The sequence below is a fragment of the Microbispora sp. NPDC049633 genome, from assembly GCF_040675265.1.
Lineage (GTDB): Bacteria > Actinomycetota > Actinomycetes > Streptosporangiales > Streptosporangiaceae > Microbispora > Microbispora maris.
Genome location: NZ_JBFAOO010000128.1, coordinates 1 through 21603, shown reverse-complemented (window position 1 = coordinate 21603; position 21603 = coordinate 1). Strand labels below are relative to the sequence as shown.

Annotated in this window: 18 protein-coding genes; 4 read left to right on the top strand and 14 right to left on the bottom strand. The window is 72.6% G+C overall.

The genetic code is table 11. The annotated features are described in order from the left end of the window. The 7 genes from AB0J39_RS27235 to AB0J39_RS27205 all read right to left on the bottom strand — a co-directional run. On the bottom strand, nt 1-634 hold a 634-nt coding region (locus tag AB0J39_RS27235; RefSeq protein ID WP_363469480.1), incomplete at its 3' end, for a DUF6114 domain-containing protein. A 46-nt stretch (nt 635-680) separates the two neighbouring features. Beyond that, on the bottom strand, nt 681-1259 hold the full coding sequence (locus AB0J39_RS27230) for a DUF6230 family protein (protein ID WP_363469479.1): 579 nt from the start codon (nt 1257-1259) through the stop codon (nt 681-683). 163 nt (nt 1260-1422) lie between these two features. Next, nucleotides 1423-2364, bottom strand: a complete 942-nt coding sequence (locus tag AB0J39_RS27225) for a cation diffusion facilitator family transporter (RefSeq protein WP_363469478.1) — start codon at nt 2362-2364, stop codon at nt 1423-1425. A gap of 34 nt (nt 2365-2398) precedes the next feature. Continuing rightward, the gene (locus tag AB0J39_RS27220; RefSeq protein ID WP_363469476.1) at nt 2399-3547 is read right to left on the bottom strand and encodes an SIS domain-containing protein; all 1149 of its coding nucleotides are present in this window, start codon (nt 3545-3547) and stop codon (nt 2399-2401) included. Further along, complete coding sequence (locus AB0J39_RS27215; protein ID WP_076432865.1) at nt 3544-3717, bottom strand: Trm112 family protein; 174 nt, start codon at nt 3715-3717, stop codon at nt 3544-3546. Before AB0J39_RS27215 ends, AB0J39_RS27220 begins: the two co-directional genes overlap by 4 nt. A 4-nt stretch (nt 3718-3721) precedes the next feature. Further along, nucleotides 3722-5077, bottom strand: a complete 1356-nt coding sequence (locus AB0J39_RS27210) for a phosphomannomutase/phosphoglucomutase (RefSeq protein WP_363469474.1) — start codon at nt 5075-5077, stop codon at nt 3722-3724. A gap of 104 nt (nt 5078-5181) precedes the next feature. Then, the gene (locus tag AB0J39_RS27205) at nt 5182-5547 is read right to left on the bottom strand and encodes a DUF3499 domain-containing protein (RefSeq protein ID WP_363469472.1); all 366 of its coding nucleotides are present in this window, start codon (nt 5545-5547) and stop codon (nt 5182-5184) included. A 166-nt stretch (nt 5548-5713) separates the two neighbouring features. On the opposite strand from AB0J39_RS27205, the gene AB0J39_RS27200 reads away from it, so the two are divergent. Beyond that, a complete protein-coding gene (locus tag AB0J39_RS27200) occupies nt 5714-6181 on the top strand; it encodes a metallopeptidase family protein (RefSeq protein WP_363469471.1) in 468 nt (155 codons plus the stop codon). 5 nt (nt 6182-6186) lie between these two features. Here AB0J39_RS27200 and AB0J39_RS27195 read toward each other — a convergent pair whose 3' ends face one another. The 4 genes from AB0J39_RS27195 to AB0J39_RS27180 all read right to left on the bottom strand — a co-directional run bounded on the left by AB0J39_RS27195 (nt 6187) and on the right by AB0J39_RS27180 (nt 13139). Continuing rightward, nucleotides 6187-7641, bottom strand: a complete 1455-nt coding sequence (locus AB0J39_RS27195; protein ID WP_363469469.1) for a DUF5719 family protein — start codon at nt 7639-7641, stop codon at nt 6187-6189. Beyond that, nucleotides 7638-10484, bottom strand: a complete 2847-nt coding sequence (locus AB0J39_RS27190; protein ID WP_363469468.1) for a glycosyltransferase family 2 protein — start codon at nt 10482-10484, stop codon at nt 7638-7640. Before AB0J39_RS27190 ends, AB0J39_RS27195 begins: the two co-directional genes overlap by 4 nt. Nucleotides 10485-10649: 165 nt before the next feature. After that, nucleotides 10650-10907, bottom strand: a complete 258-nt coding sequence (locus AB0J39_RS27185) for a WhiB family transcriptional regulator (RefSeq protein WP_346230073.1) — start codon at nt 10905-10907, stop codon at nt 10650-10652. A gap of 192 nt (nt 10908-11099) precedes the next feature. Then, on the bottom strand, nt 11100-13139 hold the full coding sequence (locus AB0J39_RS27180; protein WP_363469466.1) for a hypothetical protein: 2040 nt from the start codon (nt 13137-13139) through the stop codon (nt 11100-11102). A 171-nt stretch (nt 13140-13310) separates the two neighbouring features. On the opposite strand from AB0J39_RS27180, the gene cofD reads away from it, so the two are divergent. Beyond that, on the top strand, nt 13311-14249 hold the full coding sequence (gene cofD / locus AB0J39_RS27175) for a 2-phospho-L-lactate transferase (RefSeq protein ID WP_363469464.1): 939 nt from the start codon (nt 13311-13313) through the stop codon (nt 14247-14249). A gap of 21 nt (nt 14250-14270) precedes the next feature. Further along, nucleotides 14271-15554, top strand: a complete 1284-nt coding sequence (locus AB0J39_RS27170) for a coenzyme F420-0:L-glutamate ligase (RefSeq protein ID WP_363469462.1) — start codon at nt 14271-14273, stop codon at nt 15552-15554. Nucleotides 15555-15591: 37 nt separating this feature from the next. Here AB0J39_RS27170 and AB0J39_RS27165 read toward each other — a convergent pair whose 3' ends face one another. From AB0J39_RS27165 to AB0J39_RS27155, 3 genes are all read right to left on the bottom strand, one after another. After that, nucleotides 15592-17343: a substrate-binding and VWA domain-containing protein gene (locus tag AB0J39_RS27165; RefSeq protein ID WP_363469460.1), complete on the bottom strand. Its 1752-nt coding sequence runs from the start codon at nt 17341-17343 to the stop codon at nt 15592-15594. A 228-nt stretch (nt 17344-17571) separates the two neighbouring features. Further along, nucleotides 17572-18369 (bottom strand): carboxypeptidase-like regulatory domain-containing protein, encoded by a 798-nt coding sequence (locus AB0J39_RS27160; protein WP_363469458.1) that lies wholly within the window; start codon nt 18367-18369, stop codon nt 17572-17574. Nucleotides 18370-18431: 62 nt separating this feature from the next. Then, the gene (locus tag AB0J39_RS27155; protein ID WP_363469456.1) at nt 18432-21065 is read right to left on the bottom strand and encodes a bifunctional FO biosynthesis protein CofGH; all 2634 of its coding nucleotides are present in this window, start codon (nt 21063-21065) and stop codon (nt 18432-18434) included. A 161-nt stretch (nt 21066-21226) separates the two neighbouring features. On the opposite strand from AB0J39_RS27155, the gene AB0J39_RS27150 reads away from it, so the two are divergent. Then, nucleotides 21227-21603: hypothetical protein (locus AB0J39_RS27150; protein ID WP_363469454.1), on the top strand; the 377-nt coding region annotated here is incomplete at its 3' end.

Here is a 21603-nt window from a genome sequence, read left to right as displayed (position 1 = left end):
GCTCCTGGCGACGGGGGCGTGCGGCCGGAGCGTCGCCAGGCCCGTCGTCAGGACCGCCGTCAGGGTCGTCACCGTCATCCGGGCCGCCGGGGCTCTCGCCCTCCGGCCGGGACGCGGACGCGTCGCGAACGCGGGCCACCAGGACGCGCGGGCCCTCGCCCGGGGGCTCGGCCACCGGCCGCTGGGGCCGTGTGGCCTCCAGCCGCTCGTCGCCGCTGACCACCCGGCGCTCGGTGATGGTGATCTCGCCTCCCGCCACGGAGGTCTCCGCAGTGGTCTCCGCGGTGGTCTCGGCGGTGGTCTCGGCGGGCGTCCAGGCGACCGCGAGCGCCCCGCCGACCAGCCCGAGCAGCATGCCGATCAGGAAGCCGCCGAGGTTGGCGTAGACGAACGACGCGATCGAGATCAGTACGGCGACCACGCCGAGGAAGGCCCGCTTGTCGGGCTGGAGCCAGACCATCAGGCCGAGGATGATCAGCACCAGCGAGATCAGGTAGGTGGCGCCGATCGTGCCCGACTGGATGACGAGCGGCAGGGCCTGGGTCGCGAACGGAATGCTCAGCAGTTCCAGGCCGGCCGCGAGCACCAGCAGGCCGCCCCAGAACGGCCGCGACCGCCGCCAGGAGCCGCTCATCGCCGCCCGCCGGGGAGCGTGTGTCCGGCCATGTGAAGCACCCGCATCAGAAGCACTCGTGCTCGCCCGGCTCCACCGCCAGCTTCAGCCCCGGCAGCTTGAAGGTCGCCGCGTTGACCGACCAGGAGACCTGCCGGAAGTCCTTGATGGTGATGCCGCTCGCCTGCTGGCCGAACATGCCGGCCGCGCCCGCGGCGCCCGGCAGCTGGTCGAGGGCGCTGGCGTCGCGGCCCGCCTCCAGCTTCGTGAAGACCGCGTTGCCCTCGATCTGCGACGCGTCGACGATCATGTTCTCGGCGGTGACCGGGTCCTTGCCCGTGCCGGCGGTGATCCGGATGGTCACGGCGCCGACGGGCGACTTCACCAGGACCGTCTGGCACATGTTGGTCAGAGTGGCCTTCCGGATGCCGGAGACGGCGACCGGGATCTTCTGGCCCTTCTTGTTCTCGACCGTGCTGCCGTACTGGACGAAGCCCTGGCCCTGCAGGGTGTCCGCGGAGACCTTGAACGTGTCACCCGAGACCACGAACGACGCGCCGATCGCCCCCTCGGCGGTCGCGCCGACCAACACGGACGCGACCGCGAGTGCGGGCACGAAGACGAGCGCGAAGCGCTTCCAACGCACGCGTCCCTGCCGAACGCGTCCCTGTTGAGCCATGAGTCACCTCTGGGGGGAACCAGTCAAATGCAAGAGCAAAGTTACCGATCGGTACCGCGGAGGTTGAAGTGACTCAGCATCACATTTCAGTTACGGCGCGCAGCGAGAAACAGCTGACCGTAACGAGGATTTATGCGCCGGTACGCTGCCCCGAGGCGGCGTCCGCCCGGTAGAGGTCCGGCTCCAGGTAGATCACCCGGGCCATCGGAACCGCCTCACGAATGCGGCGCTCGGCCTCGTCGATGCCCCGCGCCACCTCGCCCGCGGTGTCGTCGTGCTCGACCGCGATCTTCGCGGCGACCAGCAGTTCCTCCGGACCGAGATGCAGGGTGCGCAGGTGGATGACCCGGCTGACCTCGGGAGCGGACTCCAGCGCGGCGCAGATCTTCTCCTCCACCTCGGGGGTCGCGCTCTCGCCGATCAGCAGCGACTTGGTCTCGGTGGCCAGGATGACCGCGATCATCGCGAGCAGCACCCCGATCATGATGGTGCCGACGCCGTCCCACATGCCGTTGCCGGTGATGACGGCCATCGCCACGCCGAACAGCGCGAAGACCAGGCCCAGCAGCGCGCCGAGGTCCTCCAGCAGCACGACGGGCAGTTCGGGTGCCTTGGCCCTGCGGATGAAGGACACCCAGGACTCCTTGCCCTTGTGCTCCCTCGACTCCTTGATCGCCGTACGGAACGAGAAGCCCTCGGCGACGATCGCGAAGATCAGCACGCCGAACGCCCACTGCGGCGACTCGACGGGGTGCGGGTCACTGAGCTTGTGCCAGCCCTCGTACAGGGAGAACAGGGCGCCGATCGTGAACAGCACCACGGCGACGACGAAGGCGTAGAAGTAGCGCTCACGGCCGTAGCCGAAGGGATGCTTGCGGGTCCTCCCCTTGGCGGCGCGCTTGCCGCCGAGCAGCAGCAGCGCCTGGTTGCCGGAGTCGGCCACCGAGTGGACCGACTCGGCGAGCATCGACGACGACCCGGTGAAGAGGAACGCCACGAACTTCGCCACCGCGATGGCGAGGTTGGCGCCGAGCGCCGCGAGGATCGCCTTGGTACCGCCACCCGCACTCACGTTGAACTCCTCAAATCGAACGGCCGAAGCGATCCTATTGGGAAATCCTCGCCCGGAGTTCCGCCGCGGCCGATGCCGGGTCCATCCCGTACCCGAGAGCGAGGTAGACACTCGCGTAGTCGCAGAGGCCGACCAGGGCGGCGAGCCGGTCCAGCGGGTGCGCGCCCTCGGCCATGATCTCGGAGACAGGTACGCCCCGGTCCTCGGCCAGCCGTACGGCGGCCGCGCGGGACGTGGCCACCAGGGGATGCTCCTCCACGTCGCGCAGCAGGAACAGGCGCAGCCGCGGGCTCTCCCCCGGCTCGTCGGCGAACGGGTCGGCGAAGACGTCCCGGCCGGCCAGAGGGCCGTCGAACGTCACGATCTGATTGTGCGCGGCCTCGGGCAGCTCTCCCCAGATCGCCGGGTAGCCCGCGTTCCCGCCGAGCCGGTCGGCCAGGCGGCGGGCCGCCACCGCGGCCAGCGGCGAGGTGCCCCAGATGAGCGGAAGCGTCCCGGCCAGTTCCATCGCCAGCGTCTTGCCGGGATTGATGAACGACTCGCTCGACGGGCGGCAGCGATGAGCCAGGTCCTCCAGCCGCGTGGCCGCCGACTCGAACTCGCTCTCCCCCACGGAGACCAGGCCGAGCGCGGCCGCCGCCAGGATCGGCGGCACCACGAGCGACCACAGCGTGGCCTTCGGCTGTCCGGCCACCCCGGTCGCGCCGCCCACCGGCACGTACGGCCCGCCCGCCCGCGCGACCAGGGCCGAAAGCGGCGTGTCGGGCGCGCCCACGCCGACGAGCGCGCAGCCGCGCCGTACGGCTTCGGCGGTCACGGCGAGGGTCTCCTCGGTCCGGCCGGAGCGGGAGACCGCGATCACGAGATCGGCGGCGCCGGCCCAGCCGGGCAGCCGGTGGCCGCGCACGGTCACCACCGGGACCGGGGCGCCGTGACGGCACAGCGCCTCCAGGACGTCGCCCGCGAGGGCGGAGACGCCCATGCCCGCCACGACGATCGCGCGGGGGCGGCCGTCCCGCCCGATCCGCGCCACGCCGTTCTCCAGGGACGATCGGTACGCCGCCCGCATCTGGGCCGCCGACGACGCGACGGAACGGAGCATGCCGGAGGGGTCGCCCTCCATCAGGTACGCCTGGTCGTCGAGCCGGTCGGGCTCGAACCGGGCCCCTCCGGCAGCGGTCATGCCTTGCGGGCCTCGTCGACGAGGAGCACCGGGATGTCGTCACGCACGGGGTAGACCAGCCCGCACGACTCCGAGGTGCAGGCCAGCTCGTCCGCGTCGGGCACGGCGCGGAGCGGGGACTTGCACGCCGGGCAGGCGAGAATGTCCAGCAGCCAGTCGTCGATCTTCACGTCGTCAGCTCCTTACCACGGCGAGCACTTCGTCCCGGACGGCGGCGACCTTCTCCTCGTCGGCGGCCTCCGCGTTGAGCCGGAGCAGCGGCTCGGTGTTGGACGGACGCAGGTTGAACCACCAGTCCGGACCGCTGACGGTGAGTCCGTCCAGCTCGTCGAAGGTAACACCCTCCCGGCCCGCGAAGGTCTCGCGTACCCGAGCCAGGGCCGCGGCCTGGTCCTCGACCCTGCTGTTGATCTCCCCGGACGCGGCGTAGCGCGAGTAGCGGGACAGCACCTCCGACAGCGGCCGGTCCTGCTCGCCTAGGGCCGCGAGCACGTGCAGGGCGGCCAGCATGCCCGAGTCGGCGAACCAGAAGTCGCGGAAGTAGTAGTGGGCCGAGTGCTCCCCGCCGAAGACGGCGCCGGTGCGGGCCATCTCCGCCTTGATGAACGAGTGGCCGACGCGCGTGCGGACGGGCTTGCCGCCGTGCTCGGCGACGATCTCCGGCACGCCCTTGGAGGTGATCAGGTTGTGGATGATCGTGGCGCCGGGGTTCTTGGCCAGTTCGCGCACCGCGACCAGCGCCGTGACGGTGGACGGTGAGACCGACTCGCCCCGCTCGTCGATGACCCAGCACCGGTCGGCGTCGCCGTCGAAGGCGATGCCGATGTCCGCGCCCTGCGAGACGACCGCCTTCTGCAGGTCGCGCAGGTTCTCCGGCTCGATCGGGTTGGCCTCGTGGTTGGGGAAGCTGCCGTCGAGCTCGAAGTAGAGCGGGGTCAGCTCGATCGGCAGGCCCTTGAAGACCTCGGGGACGGTGTAGCCGCCCATGCCGTTGCCGGCGTCCACGACCACCTTGAGCGGCCGGATGCCCGACAGGTCGACCAGTGTCTTGAGGTGGGCGGCGTAGCCCTCCAGCAGGTCGCGCTCGGTCACCGCGCCCGCGCCCGGCGTGCCGCCCAGCCCCGAGGCGAGCAGTTCGGCCGCGCGGTCGCGGATCTCCAGCAGGCCGGTGTCGGTGCCCACCGGCACCGCCCCGGCGCGGCACATCTTCATGCCGTTGTACTTGGCCGGGTTGTGGCTCGCCGTGAACATGACGCCCGGCAGGTTCAGGCTGCCGCTGGCGTAGTAGAGCATGTCGGTCGAGCCGAGACCGGCGTTGACCACGTCGGCGCCCCGGGAGGTCGCACCCCGGGCGAACGCCGCGGCCAGCGGGCCCGAGGAGGGGCGCATGTCGTGCGCCATCACCACCGAGGTCGCACCGGTCAGCTCCACGAAGGCCGCCCCTACGGCCTGTGCGATCTCCTCGTCGAGCTCGTCCGGCACCACGCCGCGCACGTCGTACGCCTTGAAGATCCTGCTGAGGTCGGCCACTGCACGCCCCTAAATGTCGTTAGTCTTCGCACCTGAGCCTATAGCGCCCGATTGCCCGCACAGCGGGCTCTCCAACGCGGAGCGCGCGAACTCACCGCGGGGTGTCATCGCTCCCTGTTCGGCTGGGCGGACTTGAGCACCCGCAGGTGACCACGGCGGCCCACCTCGACCGCCTGACCGACGGGCTCGCCGGCGGCGGGAGCGGGGCGCGCGGCCTCCCGGACCGCGTTCGCCAGAGCCTCCAGGTCGTCCCCGCTCGGGGCGACGGAATCGGACGGAAGGCGCACGACCTCCCATCCCCTGGGCGCGGTGAGCCGTTCCGCGTGCTCCGCGCACAGGTCGTAACAGTGTGGCTCGACGTACGTCGCCAGGGGGCCGAGTACAGCGGTCGAGTCGGCGTAGACATACGTGAGTGTGAAGACGGCAGGCTGCCTGCAGGCGGTACGGGAACAGCTGCGGACGGGGCTCACGGAGGGACCGTATCCGGTCCGCGTTCACATTGCCACCACCCCGCCGCTCTTATTGACCGTGTCGCCACAATTCAGCGTTCTCTGAAGTCGATATGACGTTGATGGGCAAAGCGGACACGACCCGCGGGATCCACCGCGCCGACGGGACGGGCCTTAAGCTGGCTGCGTGAGCGATCGGAGCGGTGACAGGCCGGATCCAGCGCGGCGGGTGCGCCGGCGCGACCGGCACGGCCGCGGCATGCGCGGCCCCCTGGCACCCTCGCACGTTCCCATCGCGAAGTCCCGTGGAGAGCGGTTCGACGACCTGGTGCTCGACGCGGTCGACCGGCTGAAGCCGCGGTGGGGCACCCAGCTCGCGTCGGTCGAGTTCGCGGTGGAGGAGGTGCCGCCGGCCGCCGAGCTCGTGGACGGGCCGGCCCGGCTGTCCTCCGACCCGATCCCGCTCGGGCGGGCCGAGTCGGCCTCGGGAGACGAGCCCGCCGCCGTCGTGCTGTACCGCCGGCCGCTCGAGGCGCGGGCCCGCGACCGCGAGCAGCTCGGCACGCTGGTCCTGGACGTGGTCGTCGAGCAGGTGGCCAGCCTGCTGGGCCTCACCCCCGAGACGATCGACCCCGGCTACGACGACCGGCACTGAAGCCGTCAGGGCAGCACGACGCCCGGGGAGTCGACGGTCGGCGGCACCAGCGCCCAGGTCCTGGCCATGGCCAGCGGCTGCGCGGTCACCATCTGGCCGTCCTTGGCCGCCTCGTCGAGGACGCGCCCGCCGTACACCGGCCCCGAGCCGGGCTTCGGCCGTACGACGACGCTGAAGCCGCCCTTGCTGCCCTTGGGAGGTGCGAGCCTGAGCTCCTTGGTGCGGGCGGCGGGCAGCGTCACCTCGATCGGGGCCGGCGCCTCGCCCTTCACGGGCAGCAGCCGCACCTCCACGGCGGCCGCCGCGAACGGCGCCGAGAGCACCAGCCAGGAGGTCTGCTTGCCTTCGGCCCGGCCGTCGGCGACGACGCTGCCGAGGTCGACGGAGGCGGTGCCGGCCGTGAAGGCGACGTCCTGCCTGGCACCCGTTCCGGTGATCTTGAGGCCCGCCACGATCGGGACGTCGGACTCCACCACCAGCGCGGCCGGTTGCCCGCCGATGCCGGTGGACAGGTCGAGCGAGGACGCCGAGCCGGCCGGCACCTCGAGCGTCTCCTTGTTCTTCAGCGCGTAGGAGCCGTCCTCGAGCACGGCCCTGATCCGCACGACCGTGTCCCGCTCCCCCGGCGCGGCGACGTACAGCTCCCGCTTCCCGGCGGTGCCGGGGACACCGGGGACGACGACCCGGGTGGCGGGGGCGGCGGCGACGGGCAGCCAGTCGACGCCCCTGCCCTCGCCCAGCACGGCCTTCACCGCGGCGGCCACCCGGCCGCTGCTCGTGCTCACCTGCAGGGCCATGATCAGCGGGGAGGGCGCGAGATCGCGCAGCCTGATCACGCGGTGCTCGCCGGGCTTGACGACGACGCCGTTGCCCCGCTCGCTCAGCACCGGGCCTTCTCCGGAGTAGACCATGAACGAGACGTTGGCCGGGGCCGAGTCGGGATTGGCGAGGTACAGCGTCATCTCCGCCGCGGCCGGCCCCGGCCCGACGAACCAGCTCTCGGCCCCCGGCTCGACGCAGCGCACCCCGGCGAGCCCGCGCTGGGTGCCCGACGTCTCCCGGGCGGTCTGGGCGCTCTCCAGCCCGGCGGCCATCGAACCGGTGGCGTCCACCACGAGAGGGCCGCCGCCGGCGGCGATGTCACGCTGCCACAGCAGGCCGACCCGGTCGATCACGTCGTCCTTGCCGCCGCCGCCCTTTTCCGGCGCCTTGATCGCCGAGAGGGTGGCGCTCCCGGGGGTCTGGGGACGCTCGGGGTCCGCCGGGGTCACCACGCTCACCCGGCTGCCGGACGGCGCCGGGCACACGGCGGTCACCGACTCCACCGGCGCCCTGACGGCCTGCGGACGCGCCTGCGCGACCGGCGCGGGCCGGCTGACGTAGGCCACGCCGTACAACGCGCCCAGTGCGACCAGCACCAAGGCGAGCAGGCCGAAGCGGTTCTCGATCAGTCTCCTCACGCGGGCACCCGATCTTCCTTCGCCCGGCGGCGGCCTCGTGGCCCTTCCTCTGGCACCTCGGCGTAGTCGCCCTCCGGCTCTCTCGTGCGGGCCCCGGGCGAGGCCAGGATCAGCACGAGCACCAGCAGCGCGCCCTGCGCCCACAGCCAGCCCCGGTGCAGCGCGCCCGCGGTCGCCGGCGGCGGGGGCACCGTCACCTGACCCGCCACGCGCCACAGGCCGCCCGTCTCCGAGAGGCTCACCCTGACCAGGGCGGGCTGCGAGTCGAGCGCCCGTTGCAGGGCCGGGTCGACCGGGCCGGGCACCGTCACGAAGCGGACTCCGGACGACGCGAGCGTCTGGACGTACGTGCTGCCCCGGCCCGAGGCGAGCCCGGCGACCGCGGTCGCGAAACGGGCGCTCGCCTCCCGGGGCGTTTCGAGGTCGGACTCGCCGATCAGCGGCCCACGGCCGCGCAGCAGCGTGTAGCCGACCCTGTCGTCCCTGGAACGCAGCAGGAGCGTCCCCTCGCCGGGCGCCGACTGGAGCGCGGCGAGCACCGGCACCGGGTCGCTCAGGTCGCCGCGCAGCGGGCGGTCCGCGCCCCTCGTCACCCACAGCGCGGCGGCGGCGAGCGGGGTCGCGAAGGCGACCACGACGATGAGCATCGCGCCGAGGCGGCGCAGCCCTCCGGCGGCGCGGAACTCGGCGATCCGGTGCGCCTGGTGCCCCGCGGCCACCAGCAGGCCGGTCGCCGCGAACGCCAGCGGCACCCCCGGCCACGCCGTGTCGTCGATCCGGCTCACCACGATCGCCACCAGCAGCCCGAAGAGCATGACGCCCCAGCCGATCGCGACGACCATCTGGTGGCGCCGCAGCAGCAGGGCGGCCAGCGCGACCGCGATCAGGCCCGCCGTCGTCCACACGGGCGGCACCCCCGGCCCGCCGGGACTCAGCATGAGCAGGGACTCGGCGCCGAGCCGCAGGTCGACGAGACGGCTGTCGTGCAGGCCGGACTCGAGCAGGATCCGGGCCGGCGCCCGGACGATCTCGGCCAGCCACGGGAACAGCAGGACGACCGGGGTGCCGAGGCCGATTACGAGCGACCGCCTGACGCCTCTGCGGATGCCGCCGAACGACACCGCGGCGAGCCCGCCGAGGATCGCCACGAGCACGTACACGAGCGGGACGAAGGCCGTGCCCACGGTCAGGAGCAGGCCGAAACCCCAGGCCGCCCGCCGCGACCCGGCGATCACGCGCGTGGCGAGCGCCGCGTAGACGGGCAGCAGCACGATCACGATCGCGGTGCCCAGCCGCCCGCCCGCCACCGCGCCGGTCGCGACCGGCAGCAGGGCGTAGGTGGCCGCCAGCCAGACCCGCGCGGGCGTGTACGGGATCATCCGCTTGGTCGCCGCGTACGCCGAGATCCCGGCCAGCGGCACGCAGCCGAGCAGCACCACGCCGACGGCCAGCCACGTCTTGCCCAGCGCGACCGCCGACAGCCCGGCGAGCACGGCGACGTACGGCGGGGCCCAGGTCTGCGAGCCGAGCCCGGTGACGTGGTGGTCTTCGACGTAGAGCCGCCACAGGTCGGACGCGCCGCCGGTGACGGGCACCAGGGCCCCGCCACCCAGGTGTCCTCCGGACAGGAGCCCGGACAGCAGCGTCCTCTCGGCGGCCAGCGTGATCGCGGCCAGGATCAGGCCGAGCGCCACGACCGGGCTGCCGAACACGCGCTGGACGCCGCCGGAGTCGGTCAGCAACTCGTCGCCGTCGTCCTCCTGGGCGCGGTCCGCGGCCGCGTGGTGGCGGCCCGCCGAGTCGACCGGGCCGGCTCCGGCGAGGAAGCCCTGCACCATGTCGGCCAGCCGCCGCAGCGCGGCGCCCGGCGGGGTGAGCTTGCGCCGGATCGCGGGCCAGCCCTGCTTCCTGCCCTTCCTGCGGGCCTTGCGGGCCCGCCGCAGGCGCAACGGACGGCCGATGACCGAGCCGAGCGCGGCCAGTTCGTCGAGGGCGTTGGCCGGCTGCTTGGCCAGCAGGAACAGCAGGGCCCGCAGCGTCGACGCGACGACGTTGCGCAGCACGGACCGCACGAACGCGCCGAACGGCAGGTTCGCCATCAGGACGAACAGGCCGTTGCGCCGGCCGAGCCTGCGCGGATGCTCGTCGCTGGTGGCGATCCTGCGCCGCCGCCGCGCCGCCGCCTCGGCGTGCCAGGCCACCGCGTCGCTCACGTTGAGCACGCGGTGCCCGGCCGTACGCGCCCGCCAGCACAGGTCGAGGTCGTCGCGGAACAGCGGCAGCGCGGTGTCGAGGCCGTTCAGCTCGTCCCAGACGTCCCTGCGGATCAGCATGCCCGCCGTGGAGACCGACAGGACGTCGGCGATGCCGTCGTGCTGCCCCTGGTCGTACTCCCTGGGCTCCAGGCCGGTGTCGCGCCGCCCCGACCTGCTGACGGTCACGCCCATCTCCAGCAGCACCCGCCGGTCGAGCCAGTCGCGCAGCTTGGGGCCGAGGATGGCGGCCTTGGGATCCTGCTCCGCCGCCCACAACAGGGCCTGCAGCGCGTTCGCGTCGGGCGCGCAGTCGTCGTGGAGCAGCCAGACCCACTCCTGGCCCGGCGCGGGCGGCAGCCGCCGCAGGACCTCGTGGACGGCCTCGCCGAACCCGGTGGACCGGGGCAGGGTCAGCACGTTGCCCGTCCCGAACGCCTCGGTCAGCAGCTTCCCGCTGCCGTCACGGCTGCCGTTGTCGACGCCGACGACACGGTCGAGAGGCCGGGTCTGGCGCAGCACCGCCGCCAGCGTCTCCTTGAGCCAGCGGGCGCCGTCGTGGGCGACGACGATCGCGGTCACCGAGTGCACGTCGAGTCCTAGGGGGGTCGTACGGCTGAGCGCCGACCACGATACGGCAACCCGGACTCACCCGATCACATCCAGGCGAAACAGGACGTCAGCACCATCCGGGACACTCCCCGGACATGCGTGCGGGGCCGCACGCCCAGCGCGCGGCCCCGCCCGGCGTCGTCGTCAGACGGCCTGGCGCTTCATCTTGCGCCTTTCCCGCTCGGACAGGCCGCCCCAGATGCCGAAACGCTCGTCATGCTGAAGCGCGTATTCAAGACACTCGGCGCGCACCTCACACGAACGGCACACCTTCTTGGCTTCCCTGGTGGAACCGCCCTTTTCAGGAAAGAACGCTTCAGGGTCGGTCTGCGCACACAAAGCGCGCTCCTGCCACCCCAGATCTTCACCATCGAGCGCCTGTGCCATGACCAGATCGGTCATTGCACACCTCCCTGTCGCTCGCCCGCCCACATGGAGCCCCCCATAAAAACGCCTGCCCTATACCCACCCTCGGGAAGGCGTAACAACATGTCTGTAATTACACGCGCGTGGCGCGTGTGGCGTCAAGCGGCATAACGATACCCGGGGAAAGACCTGCTCGCCCCGGTTCGTATGCCCCGATCTACGGTCCTATCAGCGTTCGGAACCATACCAAGGGAGGTTGGGGTCGGTTCCGCGGCCTGCCTGATCGGGGGCGGAACCTTCCTCATACTTTGCCTGCGACCGGTCCGGCGTGTAGATCGCCGTGGGGTCGAGCGGCTCCTCCCTGCGCAGCGGGTCGCTGAGGGGGTCTCCGTGGTAGGCGGAGGGGTCGAAGCGAACGGTCTGCTCGGTGGGGTCGGCCGCCGGCGGCTGGAACGGCGCGGGCTCGGACTGGGGGTGACCGAGCGGGTTGTCGTAGTACTCCGGCAGGTCCTGCGGACCGGTGGGGTGATCCGGCAGGGCGATCTTCTGGTAGCTCTGCGCCTGCTGGTAGGCCTGCGCGAGCTGCTGCTCCCTCGGGTCGGCCGGGCCCTCGTACGCGGGGGGAGCGTCGAAGGCCGGGCCCGTGCCGGCGTGCTCGGCGGCCTGCCGGGCGAACGCCTGGCCGGAGTACCCGGAGAACGGCGACCCCTGCCCGTACGGCTGGTCCTGCTTGGGGGGGTCGTAAGAGGGCTGGTCGTAGGAGGGCTGGTCGTACCCGGTGTGGGACGCGCCGGGGGCAACGGCCGGGAACTGCCCGAACGAGCCGGTCTCCGTCTGCTGTCCCGCGTAGCCGTACTGGTCGAACACCGGGCCCTGCGGCGGGGAGTAGTCGGAGCGCTGGGGCGCGGCCGCCTCGGGCTGCGTGCCGTACGCGCCGGTGGTCGGCCGCTCCTGCTGGTAACCCTGGGCGCCGTAGTCGGCGTAGTGGGCGCCGGTCTGCACGTCCTGCAGCGACGGCCCGGGCTGCTGCTCGCCCTGCCACGGCTGCTGCGCCTGCCCCTGACCCTGACCATGGGAGCCATGAGCGGGGGCGTCGGGCTGCCCGAACGGCGGGGGCTGCGGGGCGGTCGGCGCGGGGGTGTAGGAGTGCTGCGGCTCGTGTGCCTGGCCGTAGACGTCCTGGGGCCGCTCCTGGCCGAAGGCGCCCTGGCCGTGCTGCTCCTGGGGGTACTGGTCGGCGTACTGCTGGGGCTCGGCGTACCGGTGCTCGGCGGGCGGCAGCTGGGGTTGGGCCTGCGGCTGGCCCTGTGGTTGGCTCTGCGGCTGGCCCTGTGGGTGGCTCTGGTGGGGGGCGTCGTACTGGCCGGGGTGCGGGAGGTTGTGCGGCGGGGTCGGCGCGCCGTTCTGGTGACCGCCGGGAGCGGCGTGCGAGGGGGCGGCGTGTGCGGGAGCGGCGTGTGCGGGAGCGGCGTGCGAGGCGATGTGCGGCGCGCTCTGGGGGCCGTTCTGCGGCTCGCCCGGAGCCGGGTGACCGAACTGCTGCCGGCCGGGACCCTGCTGAGCGGGCATCTGCTGCACCGGTGCCTGCTGCACCGGTGCCTGCTGCACCGGTGCCTGCTGCACCGGTGCCTGCTGTACCGGTGCCTGCTGTACCGGTGCCTGCTGGCCGGGCATCGCGCCGACGACGGGTGCCTCGCCGTACCCCTGCGGGGCCTGGTGGTGGGGGGCCTGGTGGTGGGGGGCCTGGTGACCCTGCGGCAGCGCCGGAGCGTACGACACGGGCGGGTGGGCGTCCTCGCGCCTGCCGAAGTAGTCGCCCACCGGTTCCGCCGCGGACTGCAGCGCCGCGGCCGTGCTCGACGCGAACAGCGCGCCGAAGACGGCGAGCGCGATCATCGGCAGTCCGGTGATGAGGTATTCGAACCGGTCGCGGAACGTCAGCAGGTCGCCCACGAGCACGCCCAGCACGCCGATCACGCCGAAGACGACGCCGAGACCGAGCGACCCGGCCGCGCCGAGCGAGACCAGGCGGGCCCGGGGGGTGGGCGCGCCCGCCTTGGCGACGAGCAGGACGGCGCCGACCGCGAGCGCGGTCGTGAGCGGGGACACGAGAGAGTGCAGGCTCATCGCCGCACGGACGCCGAAGGTGCTGCTCGGCGACGAGCCGATCAGCAAGCGCGCGATGCTCACGAGGATGCCGGTGATCACCACCGCCAGCATCGTCCACGCGGCCGGCTCGCGGAGCCGGCCGGTATCGACCTTGAGCACGACTACCCCCATCGGTCCAAACGGCACTCGGGGAAGTTTTGCACATGCCTGACTTAAGCGTCGGCAGACCCAACAACCTCACAAGCCGAACACACCCTACATATGGCTGTTCATCCCACTCCCGGGGTGGGTGTCGGCGATGCCGCGTACGGCCGATGGAAGACTGACGGCATGCGCATCGTGTCCCTCGCCGGAGGAATCGGCGGCGCCCGATTCCTCCGAGGTCTCAAGGCGGCGGCCCCCGATTCCGACATCACCGTGATCGGCAACACCGGCGACGACATCACTCTCTTCGGCCTGCGCGTGTGCCCCGACCTCGACACGGTCATGTACACGCTGGGCGGCGGCATCAACGAGGAACAGGGCTGGGGACGGGCCGGTGAAACGTTCACGGTGAAGGAGGAGCTCGCCGCGTACGGCATGGAACCGCAGTGGTTCGGCCTCGGCGACCGGGACTTCGCCACGCACATCGTCCGCACCCAGATGCTGGCGGCCGGATATCCGCTCTCACAGGTGACCGAGGCCCTGTGCGACCGGTGGCGGCCGGGGGTGCGGCTGCTGCCGATGTCGGACGACCGCACCGAGACCCACGTGGTCGTCTCCGACGAGGACGGCAGAAGGGCGATCCACTTCCAGGAGTGGTGGGTGCGGCTGCGCGCCTCGGTGCCGGCCGAGCAGATCGTGCTCGTCGGCGCGGACGAGGCCCGGCCCGCGCCGGGCGTCCTCGACGCCATCGCGGCGGCGGACGTCGTGATTCTCCCGCCGTCGAATCCGGTCGTCAGCATCGGGACGATCCTCCAGATCCCGGGCATCCGGGCGGCGCTGGAGGCCAAGACCGTCGTCGGCGTCTCCCCCATCATCGGCGGCGCCCCGGTGCGCGGCATGGCCGACGCCTGCCTGACCGCGATCGGCGTGGAGACGAGCGCCCAGGCCGTGCTGGAGCTGTACGGCTCCGCCCTGCTCGACGGCTGGCTCGTGGCCGAGGAGGACAAGGGCGTCGCGCTCGACGGCGTGGTGGTGGAGGCCCGCCCGCTCCTGATGAGCGGCCCCGAGGCCACGCGGGACATCGCCGCCGCGGCCCTCGCCCTGGCCCAGTCACTCAAGTCCTGAATTCAGATGTCAGAGGAGCACATGCCCCAGATCACCGTCAGCGGCGTGCCCGGCCTGCCCGAGGTGCGGCCCGGCGACGACATCGCCCAGCTCGTGGCGCGGGCCGCGCCCGATCTGCGGGACGGCGACATCCTGGTCGTCACCTCCAAGATCGTGAGCAAGGCCGAGGGCCGCGTCCGCGAAGGCGACAGCCGTACGGCCGCGATCGAGGAGGAGACCGCGCGCGTGGTCGCGCGGCGCGGGGACACGGTCATCGCGCAGACGCGGCACGGCTACGTGATGGCCGCGGCCGGCGTCGACGCCTCGAACACCTCCCCCGGCACCGTGCTGCTGCTTCCCGAGGACCCGGACGCCTCGGCGGGCCGGATCCGCCGGGGGCTGCGCGAGCGGCTCGGCGTGCGCGTCGGAGTGATCGTCTCCGACACCTTCGGCCGGCCCTGGCGGCACGGCCTGACCGACGTCGCCATCGGCGCGGCCGGCGTGCGGCCGCTGGAGGACCTGCGCGGCGGCGTCGACCCCTACGGCAACCCGCTCAACGCCACCGTCACGGCACTGGTCGACGAGATCGCGGCGGCGGGCGACCTGGCGAAGGGCAAGCTGTCCGGCGTTCCGGTGGCCGTCGTGCGCGGGCTGGGCGGCCTGGTGACGGACGAGGACGGCCCGGGCGGGCGGGTGCTCGTCCGCCCCGCCGACGAGGACATGTTCCGGTTCGGCTCGGCCGACGTCGTCTTCGCCCGCCGCACGATCCGCGAGTTCTCCGCCCGCGAGGTCGACCCGGCCGCCGTACGGCGGGCCGTGGCGGCCGCCATCGCGGCGCCCGCCCCGCACCACACCACGCCCTGGCGGTTCGTGCTGCTCGAGACGCCGCAAGCGCGTACGGAACTGCTCGACGCGATGCGGGACGCCTGGATCGAGGACCTGCGCTCCGACGGCTTCTCCGAGGAGTCGATCGCCCGGCGGATCCGGCGCGGCGACGTGCTCAGGAACGCGCCCTACCTGGCGGTGCCGTGCCTGGTGATGGACGGCTCGCACACCTACCGCGACGGACGCAGGAACGCCGCCGAGCGCGAGATGTTCGTGGTGGCCACCGGCGCGGGCGTGCAGAACTTCCTGGTCCAGCTCGCCGTGCAGGGGCTGGGCTCGGCGTGGGTGTCGTCCACGATGTTCTGCCGCGACGTGGTGCGCAAGGTGCTCGGCCTGCCGCAGAACTGGGACCCCATGGGCGCGGTGGCCATCGGCCATCCCGCCGCGCCGCCGAGGGACCGGCCGCCGCGCGACCCGGCCGACTTCTACGTCACCAGGTAACCGTCACTTCCGGGTGCACGTCACTTCCGGGTACACGTCACTTCCGGGTACACGTGGGGTGGCACAGCCGCCGGGCCAGCGCCGACAGGAACACGTCGATGATCTGGCCCGGCTCCTGGGCGACGTAGAGCTGTCCGTTGGTGGCCGAGACGATCTCGCCGAGCGCCGCCCGGTCGGCCGCCTTGCCGAACGCGACCACGATGATCTGCACCGGCCTGTCCGGGTCCCACTCCTTGCGGAGCCTGTCGACGAGCTCGCGCCGCGACACGCCCTTCCCGTCGTCCACGCCCGCGGTGAGCACCAGCAGGGCGTTGCTCATCAGCGGGTCGTAGCCCTCCGACACCGAGCGGAAGCCCGCGTCGATCGCGTCGTACAGCGCGCCGCTCCGGTCGTCTTGGGCCTTGATTCCGTCGGCCACCCGGAACAGGGCCGTCCTGCGGATCTCCTCCTGGCCGCCGTCGGGCTCGGTGATCGGGCCGAGGCCGATCAGCTCGCGGTGGTCCGCGCCGCCCTTCAGGTCGCGGGCGAACTCCCACAGGCCCATGTGGGTCTCGTTGGGGAACAGCTGCAGGCCGAGCTTGGCGGCCTCGACCGCGACGTCCAGCCGGGTCTCGCCGCCCGCCCTGATCGGCTCGGCGTTGTCCTTCGACACGTCGGCCAGCACCAGGATCCGGCTCGGCGGAGCCAGCCTGCTCCATGCTTCCAGCGCTTCGTCGATGACCTCGGCCGTGATCGACTGCCGCGGGCGCGGCCGCTCGGCCGCGATGTCGTCGCCCGCCGGGAACGGCGGCTGCCCGTCGGCGCCGCGGAACCCGGCCTTCCGTACGGCCTCCTGCGTCGCCGGCGACCGCAGCCACGCCGCGAACAGCCGCGAGGCGGCCGCCCGGTCGGGGTCGGCGGCCGTCACGACGTACGGATAGTCGAGGTCGATCGTGCCTTCCTCGGGCTGGAGGGCGACCACGGGCTCGGCGTGGCCCTCGTGGTTGTGCGCCCACACCGACTGCTCGGGGACGATCACCACGGGCCGCGACCAGAAGCCCGGCGCGTCCACCGCGCCGAGCATGCTGCGGTAGTCGGGGGCCGAGCCCGACTGCGCCATCCGCACGAACGCCGTGAGGTCGCGGTCCGCCTTCTCACCCGTGCCGGCGATGTCGCGGGCCGCCGCGACGGTCGCGATCCCCGCCCCCGACACCGACGGATCGGGGATGCGCACGATGTCCGGCTCGTGCTCGGTGGGCTGGAGCCGTCCCCGCACCGTGGCGGGGAAGACCATGTCCCAGCTCATGGCCGTCCCCCCGGCGGCGAACCGCTCGGCGAGCGAGCGGCGGGTGGCGAAGACCAGCGGGGAGGTCGCGACGACGGTCTCGTCGGCGGCGATGTCCTGCCCGCCCTGCTTGCGGGCCAGCCGCACCCACACCGAGGAGTCGGCGATCCAGCCGTCGGGACGGTCGGGCAGCACGCCGGCCCGGTCGCCGATCAGCGTGCGGAGCACCGGCGCGGGCGGCTGCTCGGCCACCTGCACCTGGACGCACCGCCCCTCCACCTCCGCGCCCGAGGCGTTGAACCGCCCGGCCGCGTCCATCACCGGCGGTGCGACGTCCAGCGCCGCCGCGACGCTCACGAGGATCGGATCCCGGGCGGAACACGTTCCTGCCGACCGGGTGAGGAAGAGATAGGCCCCGCCCGCGATGATCGCCGCGACCGTGAGGACCGCGACCGCGCCCTTCCAGCCGGCCTGCCGGCGGCGCCGCTCGGCCGTGAAGGCGGCCCGGTGACGACCGGAGGGCACGTGCGGGTCCTCCCCAGTTCTCGTGGCTCTCGTGTGCTCTCGTGGGGCTCTCGTGGCCGGCGCTCCACGGCGCCGCGCCTGTTCCTGGAACGGTCACTGTGCGCTGCCGAGTGTCACGATTCTGCCCATCACCCCCGCGCCCCGCGCAAGAGCAACGTAGAACTTGTTATATACACGGCGTCCAATTACACGGCGTCCAATTAGGCGGCGTCCAATTGGCGGGCGTCGTCACCCCCGGGGAAGCCCGAGCTCCAGCTCGATCCAGTAGACGCCGGTCATGACGGGGGTGAAGTCGGCGACGACCTCCTGCGCGTAGCCGGCAGCGCCGCGGAGCTTCACCGCGAGCGGGCGGCCCTCGTAGTCGGCGGTGATCCGATAGCGGCCGATGGGCACGTCCTCCAGGCCCGAGCCGTCGCCGTTCCGGGTGGCCGTCCGCACGATCCGGCTCCCCTCGGAGCCGTCGATCAGCGGACCGTCCGGCACGAGGGTGAGCCGCACCTTCTCGTCCTCCAGGAAGGCGCCCGCGTCGAGCTGGTCGTTCAGGTCGACGCGGAACAGCACCTTGCCTCCGTAGAAACCGAGGCCGTCGGGCTTCTCCCCCGTGAGCTTCCAGGTGAAGTTCCTGATCGCGCCGCTCGGCCCGGCGAACGGCGCGTCGTCGTCGGGCGCCAGGCTCAGCGAGTACTCCCGGCCGTTGTACCGCCTGGTGATCGTCGCCGACGCGTGGAAGGTCGCCCCGATGTTCGTGGCGACGCGGTAGCGGCCGTCGCCGCCGGTCCGCACGACCTCGTTGCTGTCGTAGAGCAGTTGGTTGTCGGCGACGACCTCGGCCCCCTCGATCGGGCGGCCCCGCTCGTCGGCCACCCGCCCCTTCAGCACGCCGCGCTCGACCTCCCCGGGTCCGGCCTCCCGGGGATCCTCGTCCCGCCCCTCGCTCACCGAGCCGCTCATCACACCCTCTTCCAGGACCCCGCATCCGCCGAGGACCGTCATCAGCAGGACGCCGAGCACCAGCCGTCTTTCCATGCCGACCAACATTAAGATCACGATCTTGCAATCGGCTTGGAGATCACGCGGCGGCGGACGGGCTACCCGATCGGCTGCCGCCCGAACTGCGGCGTCTCCAGGAACCGCACACCGCGGACGGACTGGCACACGCCGTCACTACGCCGGGCGGCCTCGGCGCGCTCCTCGCTCGGCCGGCCGTACGACGTGGTGCGCTGGCGCGGCGGGCGACCGGTCGGCGCGACCATGGCCGCGATCTCGCTGATCGTCTTGTAGGAGCCGTTCTCCGAGCCGGCCATCCGGCTGATCGTCTCCTCCATGAGCGTGCCGCCGAGGTCGTTCACGCCTCCGGCGAGCACCTCCCGGCACAGGTCGTCGCCCAGCTTGACCCAGGAGCACTGGATGTTGCGGATCGCGCCGTGCAGCATGATCCGCGCCAGCGCGTGGACGGCCCGGTTCTCCCGCGCGGTCGGCCCCGGCCGGGCGATCCCCGCCAGGTAGATCGGGGCGCTGTGGTGGACGAACGGCAGCGGCACGAACTCGCTGAACCCGCCCGTCTCCTCCTGGATCGACCGGATCAACCGGATGTGGCGCACCCAGTGCTCGTGGGTGTCCACGTGGCCGTACATCATGGTCGAGGTCGTCGGGATGCCGACCCGGTGGGCCGTGGTGATGACCTCGATCCACTCCCGGGTGGGCAGCTTGCCCTTGGTCAGCACCCACCGGACGTCGTCGTCGAGGATCTCGGCGGCCGTGCCGGGCAGCGAGTCGACCCCCGCCTCCCGCGCCGCGTGCAGCCACTCCTCGACCGACAGGTTCGTACGGCTGGCGCCGTTGACGACCTCCATCGGCGAGAACGCGTGCACGTGGATCTCGGGGCAGCGTTCCTTGACGGCGCGGGCGATGTCGAAGTAGGCCGTGCCGGGCAGGTCGGGGTGGATGCCGCCCTGCATGCACACCTCGGTCGCGCCGGCCTCCCACGCCTCCTGCGCCCGGTCGGCCACCTCGCTCAGCGACAGCGTGTAGGCGTCGGCGTCGGTGCGCCGCTGGGCGAACGCGCAGAAGCGGCAGCCGGTGTAGCAGACGTTGGTGAAGTTGATGTTCCGGTTGACGACGTAGGTGACGTCGTCGCCCACCGCCTCGCGACGCAGCCCGTCGGCGATCCGGCACAGCTCGTCCAGACCGGCGTCGTCGGCGCCCGCCCCCGACTGGTCCCCGGCGAGGTCGAGCAGCGTCAGCGCCTGCTCGTCGGTCAGCCGCGCCGGGTCCGCCTCGGCCTGCCGCAGCGCCTCCCGGACGTCCGCCCTGACGGACCCGTCCCGTCGACCGCCGGGCAGGCGTTCGCGCAGGGCGTCCCAGTCGCCGTACACGCTGTCGAAGTCGGCGCGGCGGTCGCCCGTGCGGCCCTCGGTGTCGACGGCGGTGTGCAGGTCGGCCCGTCCGCCGGTGACGAGGCCGCCGTCGGGCTCCTGCCAGGGGCGGCCGAGGAGCACGGCGTCCTCCCGCGCGAGCCCGGTCGCGGGATCGGCCAGCGCCGCGACGTGCTCACGCAGCCGGGGGTCGAGCCACGGCTCCCCCGCGAGCACGTACTCGGGATAGATCGTGAGCCGCTCGCGCAGCGTGAACCCGGCGGCGCCGGTCCGCGCGGCGAGGTCGTCGATCTGCGGCCACGGCCGCTCGGGGTTGACGTGGTCGGGCGTGAGCGGAGAGACCCCGCCCCAGTCGTCGATGCCCGCCCGCAGCATCAGCGCGTACTCCTCGCCGATCAGGTTGGGCGGCGCCTGCACGCGGACCTTCGGGCCGAGCACGAGCCGTGTCACCGCGATCGTCGCCGCCAGTTCGTGCAGGTCGGCGTCGGGCATGCCGCGCATGGCCGTGTCCGGCTTGGCGCGGAAGTTCTGGACGATGACCTCCTGGACGCCGCCGTACTCCCTGGCGACCCGGCGGATCGCGAAGATCGACTCGGCGCGCTCCTCGACCGTCTCGCCGATGCCGATCAACAGGCCCGTCGTGAACGGCACGCTGGAGCGGCCCGCGTCCTCCAGCACGCGCAGCCGTACGTCCGGGTCCTTGTCCGGGGAGCCGTAATGGGCCTCGCCCTTCTCGGTGAACAGCCGGCGCGAGGTGGTCTCCAGCATCATGCCCATCGACGGCGCGACGGGCTTGAGCCGCTGCAGGTCCTTCCAGGTCAGCACGCCGGGGTTGAGGTGCGGCAGCAGCCCCGTCTCCTCCAGCACCCGGATCGCCATCGCCCGGACGTACGACAGCGTGTCATCGTACCCGTGGGCGTCGAGCCACTCGCGCGCCTGGTGCCACCGGTCCTCGGGGCGGTCGCCGAGCGTGAACAGCGCCTCCTTGCAGCCCATCGCGGCGCCCTGGCGGGCGATCTCCAGCACCTCGTCCGGGGACAGGAAGGCGCTCGGCAGCTTGTGCGGGGCGGTGGCGAACGTGCAGTAGCCGCATCTGTCCCGGCACAGCCGGGTCAGCGGGATGAACACCTTGCGGCTGTAGGTGATGACGCCGGGCCGTCCGATGGCTTCCAGGCCCGCGTCCCTGACCCGCGAGGCGTGCACGAGCAATGCGTCGAGGTCGTCGCCGCGGGCGCGCAGCAGGATCGCCGCCTCGGCGAGGTCGAGCGTCTTGCCGTCCCGCGCCCGTGCGAGTGCCCGGCGGATGCCGCTGTCGGAGCTGGCGTTCGGAGGTCGCTTCGCCGTCATACGCCGCACCCTATGGGGCGTGGGTCCGTCCGGCGCACTCAGCCCCCGGCGACCCGTACGGGAGGAGTCATGGGCTGGGGCTGCCGGGGAATTTGCGGCCGGCGGGTATGACGATGGGGCGAAATCAACGAACCGGCGGGATATCAATGGCGATTATCAGGGTGATTGACCTGTTTTGTCGGGCCTCGGGGGTCCGGTCGCTGGCCGTCGCGGCCCTCGTCGCCGGCATGTCGCTGTCGCCGGCTGAGGTGCTGGCCGCGCCGTACGCCGGGCACGGCGACGGACCCGGCAAGGGCCATGCCAGACAGGTCACGGACGGCCGCAACACGGCCAACGCCCCCTCGATCGCCAGTGCGGTCCGCCAGCTGTCCGGGGGGAGGCGCAACGTGAACGCCGCCGCGGGCAACAACGGTGTCGCGGTCGCCGGCCTCCAGCAGGAGACGAGCGTCGCCGTCTTCAGCAACACCCTCAGCGGCCGGTGCGCCGAGGGGATCGACGACTGCGGGATCAACCAGGCCCTGCGGACGCGCGAGGGCGG